Origin of the sequence: Rhodovulum viride (genome assembly GCF_003265965.1) — a bacterium.
GTDB classification, from domain to species: domain Bacteria; phylum Pseudomonadota; class Alphaproteobacteria; order Rhodobacterales; family Rhodobacteraceae; genus Rhodovulum; species Rhodovulum kholense.
In genome coordinates, this window is sequence record NZ_MUAV01000285.1 from 1 (window position 1) to 237 (window position 237).

The 237-nt window shown below is 72.6% G+C and carries 1 protein-coding gene; it reads left to right on the forward strand.

Annotation, left to right across the window (positions count from 1 at the left end):
• On the forward strand, positions 1–197 hold a 197-nt coding region (locus BYZ73_RS23425), incomplete at its 5' end, for a hypothetical protein (RefSeq protein WP_181498203.1).
• Positions 198–237 lie beyond the last annotated feature (40 nt).

A 237-nucleotide genomic window follows, 5' to 3' on the forward strand; every position in this document is an offset into this window, starting at 1 on the left:
CCGATGCCTATGGCGATCTCGACACCCAGGTCCGGGTCCATGACGACGCGACCGCGACCTGGGGCCCCTGGCAAAGCTTCGACGCGGCCGAGTTCGATGGCCGCCTCTTCCAGGTCCGCGCGGCGCTGTCCGTCGAAAGCGAGGCCTATGCGCTGCGCGTCACCCGGCTTTCGGTCGCCGCTTTCCGCGCGACCTGAGGCCCTGCGGCCCGGCGCGCCGCGGTCCCGATCCGCGGTC